Genomic DNA, 5925 nt, shown 5'->3' with positions numbered 1-5925 from the left:
TGCCCCTCCCTCGCCTCTCCCCCGCCTTGCACCCCCTCCGAACACAACTAAGCTTGTTGCCACAGTGGCCCTGCTCGCAGCAGCCGGAGCAGACGTGGTGCAAAGCCTGATACCACGCAACGATTCCAGTCTTGCGAGCCCGCGCTTTGGGATGATGCCTTGCGTGCCCGTCCCGGCAATAAAAGCTTGACCGATCGATCAGAAAAACATGGGAAACGGTACACATTACAAAGATTTATTTGTGTACAATCGTTCGAACCCCAACGCCACGGGACGGTGGCGAACAGGGTTTGGACACGGGTCGGCACCAGTCGCCTTGCATTGTAATAACCCTGGTGGTTATCGATACTGGCGCCGATTTACCAACCAACAAGAATACCCAAACCGTGGAACCTTAGAATGAGCACTGCAATCAGTCCGACTGCTTATAACTATAAGGTCGTCCGCCAGTTCGCCATCATGACGGTGGTCTGGGGGATCCTTGGCATGGGGCTTGGCGTCTTCATCGCCTCGCAACTGGTATGGCCCCAGCTCAACCTGGACCTGCCATGGACGAGCTTCGGCCGCCTGCGCCCACTGCACACCAACCTGGTGATCTTCGCCTTCGGTGGCTGTGCCCTGTTCGGCACCAGCTACTACGTGGTGCAGCGTACCTGCCAGACCCGCCTGATCTCCGACAGCATGGCCGCCTTCACCTTCTGGGGCTGGCAGGCGGTGATCGTCGGCGCGCTGATCACGCTGCCCATGGGCTTCACCACCACCAAGGAATACGCCGAGCTCGAGTGGCCGCTGGCAATCCTGCTGGCCATCGTCTGGGTGACCTACGGGCTGGTGTTCTTCGGCACCATCGTCAAGCGCAAGACCAAGCATATCTATGTCGGCAACTGGTTCTACGGTGCCTTCATCGTGGTCACCGCGATGCTGCACATCGTCAACCACATGTCGCTGCCGGTGAGCCTGTTCAAGTCGTACTCGGCCTACTCCGGCGCCACCGACGCGATGATCCAGTGGTGGTACGGCCACAACGCCGTGGGCTTCTTCCTCACCACCGGCTTCCTGGGGATGATGTACTACTTCGTGCCCAAGCAGGCCGAGCGCCCGATCTACTCCTATCGCCTGTCGATCGTGCACTTCTGGGCGCTGATCACCCTGTACATCTGGGCTGGCCCGCACCACCTGCACTACACCGCCCTGCCGGACTGGGCGCAGTCGTTGGGCATGGTGATGTCGATCATCCTCCTGGCGCCAAGCTGGGGCGGCATGATCAACGGCATGATGACCCTGTCGGGGGCCTGGCATAAGCTGCGCACCGACCCGATCCTGCGCTTCCTGGTGGTCTCGCTGGCGTTCTACGGCATGTCCACCTTCGAAGGCCCGATGATGGCCATCAAGACCGTCAACTCGCTGTCCCACTACACCGACTGGACCATCGGCCACGTGCACGCCGGCGCCCTGGGCTGGGTGGCGATGATCTCCATCGGCGCGGTGTACCACATGATCCCGAAACTCTACGGCCGCGAGCAGATGCACAGCGTCGGCCTGATCAACGCGCACTTCTGGCTGGCGACCATCGGCACTGTGCTGTACATCGCCTCGATGTGGGTCAACGGCATCACCCAGGGCCTGATGTGGCGCGCCATCAACGACGACGGCACCCTTACCTATTCGTTCGTCGAAGCGCTGCAGGCCAGCCACCCGGGCTACATCGTCCGCGCCCTGGGCGGTGCGTTCTTCGCCTCGGGCATGCTGCTGATGGCCTACAACGTGTATCGCACCGTGCGTGCCGCCAACCCGGCACAGGCTGAGGAAGCCGCCAAGATCGTCGTCGTGGGAGCCCACTGATGAAGCATGAAGCAGTCGAGAAGAACATTGGCCTGATGGCCTTCTTCATGGTCATCGCCGTCAGCGTCGGTGGCCTCACCCAGATCGTCCCGCTGTTCTTCCAGGACGTCACCAACAAGCCGGTCGAGGGCATGAAGCCGCGTACCGCGCTGGAAGTGGAAGGCCGCGATGTCTACATCCGCGAAGGCTGCGTGGGTTGCCACTCGCAGATGATCCGCCCGTTCCGCGCCGAGACCGAACGCTACGGCCACTACTCGGTAGCCGGCGAAAGCGTGTGGGACCATCCGTTCCTGTGGGGCTCCAAGCGTACCGGCCCGGACCTCGCCCGCGTGGGTGGCCGCTACTCCGATGACTGGCACCGCGCGCACCTGTACAACCCGCGCAACGTGGTGCCGGAATCGAAGATGCCGTCCTACCCGTGGCTGGTCGAGAACAAGCTCGATGGCAAGGACACCGCCAAGAAACTGGAAGTCCTGCGCACCCTCGGCACGCCGTACACCGACGAAGACATCGCCGGTGCCCGCGACGCGGTCAAGGGCAAGACCGAAATGGACGCCCTGGTGGCGTACCTGCAAGGCCTTGGCACCCTCATCAAAAGCAAACGGTGACACTGATGGATATCGGGATGATTCGCGGCCTGGGCACCGTCGTGGTGCTGGTGGCTTTCGTGGGCTTGGCGCTGTGGGTGTTCAGCCCGCGGCGCAAGAAGGAGTTCGACGAGGCCACGCAATTGCCATTTGCGGACGACCCCGAGGCCACTCGCCACGTTGAGCACGCGAAAGCGCAAAAAGCTTCTGGGAGCAAACAACAATGACAACCTTCTGGAGTCTGTACGTCACCGTCCTGACCCTGGGCACCATCTTCGCCTTGAGCTGGCTGCTGCTGTCGACCCGCAAGGGCCAGCGCGAAGAGATCACCGATCAAACCGTCGGCCACGCCTTCGATGGCATCGAGGAGTACGACAACCCGCTGCCCAAATGGTGGTTCTGGCTGTTCGTCGGCACCGTCGTGTTCGCCCTCGGCTACCTGGTGCTGTACCCGGGCCTGGGCAACTGGAAAGGCATCCTGCCGGGCTACGCGTACGTCGACAACGACAAGAAGACCGAGTTTTCCAACGGCCAGCCAGGCTGGACCGGCGTGCACGAGTGGGAAAAGGAGATGGCCAAGGCCGACGCTCGCTTCGGGCCGATCTTCGCCAAGTTCGCCGCCATGCCGGTGGAGGAAGTGGCCAAGGACCCGCAGGCGCTGAAGATGGGCGCACGCCTGTTCGCCTCCAACTGCTCGGTGTGCCACGGCTCTGACGCCAAGGGCGCCTACGGTTTCCCCAATCTGACCGATAACGACTGGCGCTGGGGCGGTGAACCGGAAACCATCAAGACCACCATCATGGGCGGGCGCCACGGGGTGATGCCGGGTTGGGGCACGGTGATCGGCGAACAGGGTGTGGCTGACGTGGCAGCGTTCGTGCTGACCAAGCTCGACGGTCGCACGCTGCCCGAGGATGCCAAGGCCGACCCGGTCAAGGGCCAGCAGATCTTCGCCACCAACTGCGTGGCCTGCCATGGCCCTGAGGGCAAGGGCACCCCGGCCATGGGTGCGCCGAACCTGACCCACCCGCAGGCGTTCATCTACGGCTCGAGCTTCGCCCAGTTGCAACAGACCATCCGCTACGGTCGCCAGGGCCAGATGCCGGCCCAGGAACAGTTGCAGGGCAACGACAAGGTGCACCTGCTGGCGGCGTATGTGTACAGCCTGTCGCATCAGGATCAGGCACCGGCCCAGGCCGAGTAAGGCTGGCTGGCCTCTTCGCGGGCAAACCCGCTCCCACAGGTCCACTGCACCCTCAAACATTGCGTAGTACCTGTGGGAGCGGGTTTACCCGCGAAGAGGCCGGCACTGACACCACAATTCCTGCAGGCCCCATGACCTGGATCAATTGACACCCGCCATATCACGATTCAAACCAGCACCCAACGCGACTAAGTGTCGCAGCAAGGCCCCGGCACGCCAGCACAGGCGTATCATGGGCCGCAGAGCGCCAGCAGAACGCGCGCGACTGCGGCCGGCAAGCACTGGCCGCGGCGTTTCTCCACTGCCGTGGGACTAGATGATGAGCAAGCAAATTCCGGTACATGACGTCACCCCGCCTGCCAGCAAAGGGAAGGAATCCGTCGACCTCTACGCATCACGCGAAAAAATCTATACCCGCGCCTTTACCGGCATTTTCCGCAGGCTGCGGATGGTCGGCGGTGCGGTGTTGTTCCTGCTGTATTTCGGCACCGTCTGGTTGAACTGGGGCGACCACCAGGCCGTGTGGTGGAACCTGCCCGAGCGCAAGTTCTACATCTTCGGCGCCACCATCTGGCCGCAGGACTTCATTCTGCTCTCGGGCCTTCTGATCGTCGCGGCCTTCGGCCTGTTCTTCATCACTGTATACGCCGGCCGCGTCTGGTGCGGTTACACCTGCCCGCAAAGCGTGTGGACCTGGGTGTTCATGTGGTGCGAAAAAGTCACCGAGGGTGACCGCAACCAACGCATGAAGCTGGACAAGGCGCCCATGAGCGGCAACAAGTTCCTGCGCAAGTTCGCCAAGCACAGCCTGTGGTTGCTGATCGGCTTCGTCACCGGCATGACCTTCGTCGGCTACTTCTCGCCGATCCGCGAGCTGGCCATCGAGTTCTTCACCGGGCAGGCCGACGGCTGGGCCTACTTCTGGGTCGGTTTCTTCACCCTGGCCACCTACGGCAACGCCGGCTGGCTGCGCGAGCAGGTGTGCGTGTACATGTGCCCCTACGCGCGCTTCCAGAGCGTGATGTTCGACAAGGACACCCTGATCGTCAGCTACGACCCGCGCCGTGGCGAAACCCGTGGCCCGCGCAAGAAGGACATCGACTACAAAGCCAAGGGCCTGGGTGACTGCATCGACTGCACCATGTGCGTACAGGTCTGCCCTACCGGCATCGACATCCGCGACGGCCTGCAGATCGAGTGCATCGGCTGCGCCGCCTGCATCGACGCCTGCGACAGCATCATGGACAAGATGAACTACCCCAAGGGCCTGATCAGCTACACCACCGAGCACAACCTGTCCGGGCAGAAAACCCACATGCTGCGCCCGCGCCTGATTGGCTACGCGCTGGTGCTGCTGGTGATGATCGGCGCCCTGACCACCGCCTTCGCCACCCGCTCGCTGGTGGGCTTCGACGTGGCCAAGGACCGGGTGCTGTACCGCGAGAACGCCCAGGGGCGGATCGAAAACGTGTACAGCCTGAAGGTGATGAACAAGGATCAGCGCGACCACGTCTACGTGCTGGATGCCGCCGGCCTGCCGGACCTGCGGCTCGAAGGCCACCGCGAGATCCGCGTGGCCGCCGGCGATATCGTCAGCCTGCCGGTGCAACTGTCGGTTGCCCCGGAGAAACTGCCCTCGACCACCAACGAAATCACCTTCATCCTCAAGGACGCCGACGACAGCGCCAGCCAGGTTGAAGCCAAGAGCCGCTTCATCGGCCCACAGATCCGCTGACTAGAGAGAACACAGACAATGCCTGCCGCCACCGCCGCCAGCCCCTGGTACAAGCACCTCTGGCCCTGGATCATCATCGGCATCCTGGCCACCTCGGTATGCCTGAGCCTGACCATGGTCAGCATCGCCGTGCGCAACCCGGACAACCTGGTCAACGACAACTATTACGAAGCCGGCAAGGGCATCAACCGCTCGCTGGACCGTGAATTGCTGGCCCAGACCCTCAACATCAAGGCCAGCATCCACCTGGACGAACTGACCGGTGAAGTGGACGTGCGCCTGACCGGCAACAGCGCCCCGCAGGCGCTGGAACTGAACCTGATTTCGCCAACCCAGCCGAACAAGGACCGCAAGGTACAACTGGCACGCACCGAGCCGGGCCGCTATGTCGGCCAGCTGGATGACAAGGTCGACGGCCGACGCTTCGTCGAGTTGCTCGGCAGCCAGGATGACCATGTGTGGCGGTTGTTCGAAGAGGAGAAGGTCGAGCATGGCGTGACCTTGCAGTTGGGGGATGAAGCCATTCAAGGGGCCGAGCATCACTGACCGAACACCGC

Annotated in this window: 6 protein-coding genes; all 6 read left to right on the top strand. The window is 62.7% G+C overall.

The genetic code is table 11. The annotated features are described in order from the left end of the window. Nucleotides 1-399 precede the first annotated feature (399 nt). The 6 genes from ccoN to F6X61_RS26800 all read left to right on the top strand — a co-directional run bounded on the left by ccoN (nt 400) and on the right by F6X61_RS26800 (nt 5914). Entirely contained in the window at nt 400-1842 is a 1443-nt protein-coding gene (gene ccoN / locus F6X61_RS26825; protein WP_153789303.1) for a cytochrome-c oxidase, cbb3-type subunit I, read from the top strand. Continuing rightward, nucleotides 1842-2450 (top strand): cytochrome-c oxidase, cbb3-type subunit II, encoded by a 609-nt coding sequence (ccoO, locus tag F6X61_RS26820; RefSeq protein WP_153789302.1) that lies wholly within the window; start codon nt 1842-1844, stop codon nt 2448-2450. Before ccoN ends, ccoO begins: the two co-directional genes overlap by 1 nt. A gap of 5 nt (nt 2451-2455) precedes the next feature. Further along, nucleotides 2456-2656, top strand: a complete 201-nt coding sequence (locus F6X61_RS26815) for a cbb3-type cytochrome c oxidase subunit 3 (RefSeq protein ID WP_153789301.1) — start codon at nt 2456-2458, stop codon at nt 2654-2656. After that, nucleotides 2653-3633, top strand: a complete 981-nt coding sequence (gene ccoP / locus F6X61_RS26810) for a cytochrome-c oxidase, cbb3-type subunit III (RefSeq protein ID WP_153789300.1) — start codon at nt 2653-2655, stop codon at nt 3631-3633. Before F6X61_RS26815 ends, ccoP begins: the two co-directional genes overlap by 4 nt. Nucleotides 3634-3952: 319 nt before the next feature. Then, nucleotides 3953-5368: a cytochrome c oxidase accessory protein CcoG gene (gene ccoG / locus F6X61_RS26805; RefSeq protein ID WP_153789299.1), complete on the top strand. Its 1416-nt coding sequence runs from the start codon at nt 3953-3955 to the stop codon at nt 5366-5368. 18 nt (nt 5369-5386) lie between these two features. Then, nucleotides 5387-5914: a FixH family protein gene (locus F6X61_RS26800; protein ID WP_110994036.1), complete on the top strand. Its 528-nt coding sequence runs from the start codon at nt 5387-5389 to the stop codon at nt 5912-5914. Nucleotides 5915-5925: the final 11 nt, after the last annotated feature.

The sequence above is a fragment of the Pseudomonas sp. EMN2 genome (genome assembly GCF_009650555.1).
In the GTDB taxonomy this organism is placed as follows: Bacteria; Pseudomonadota; Gammaproteobacteria; order Pseudomonadales; family Pseudomonadaceae; genus Aquipseudomonas; species Aquipseudomonas sichuanensis.
This window is presented reverse-complemented; position numbering and strand designations above follow the sequence as displayed.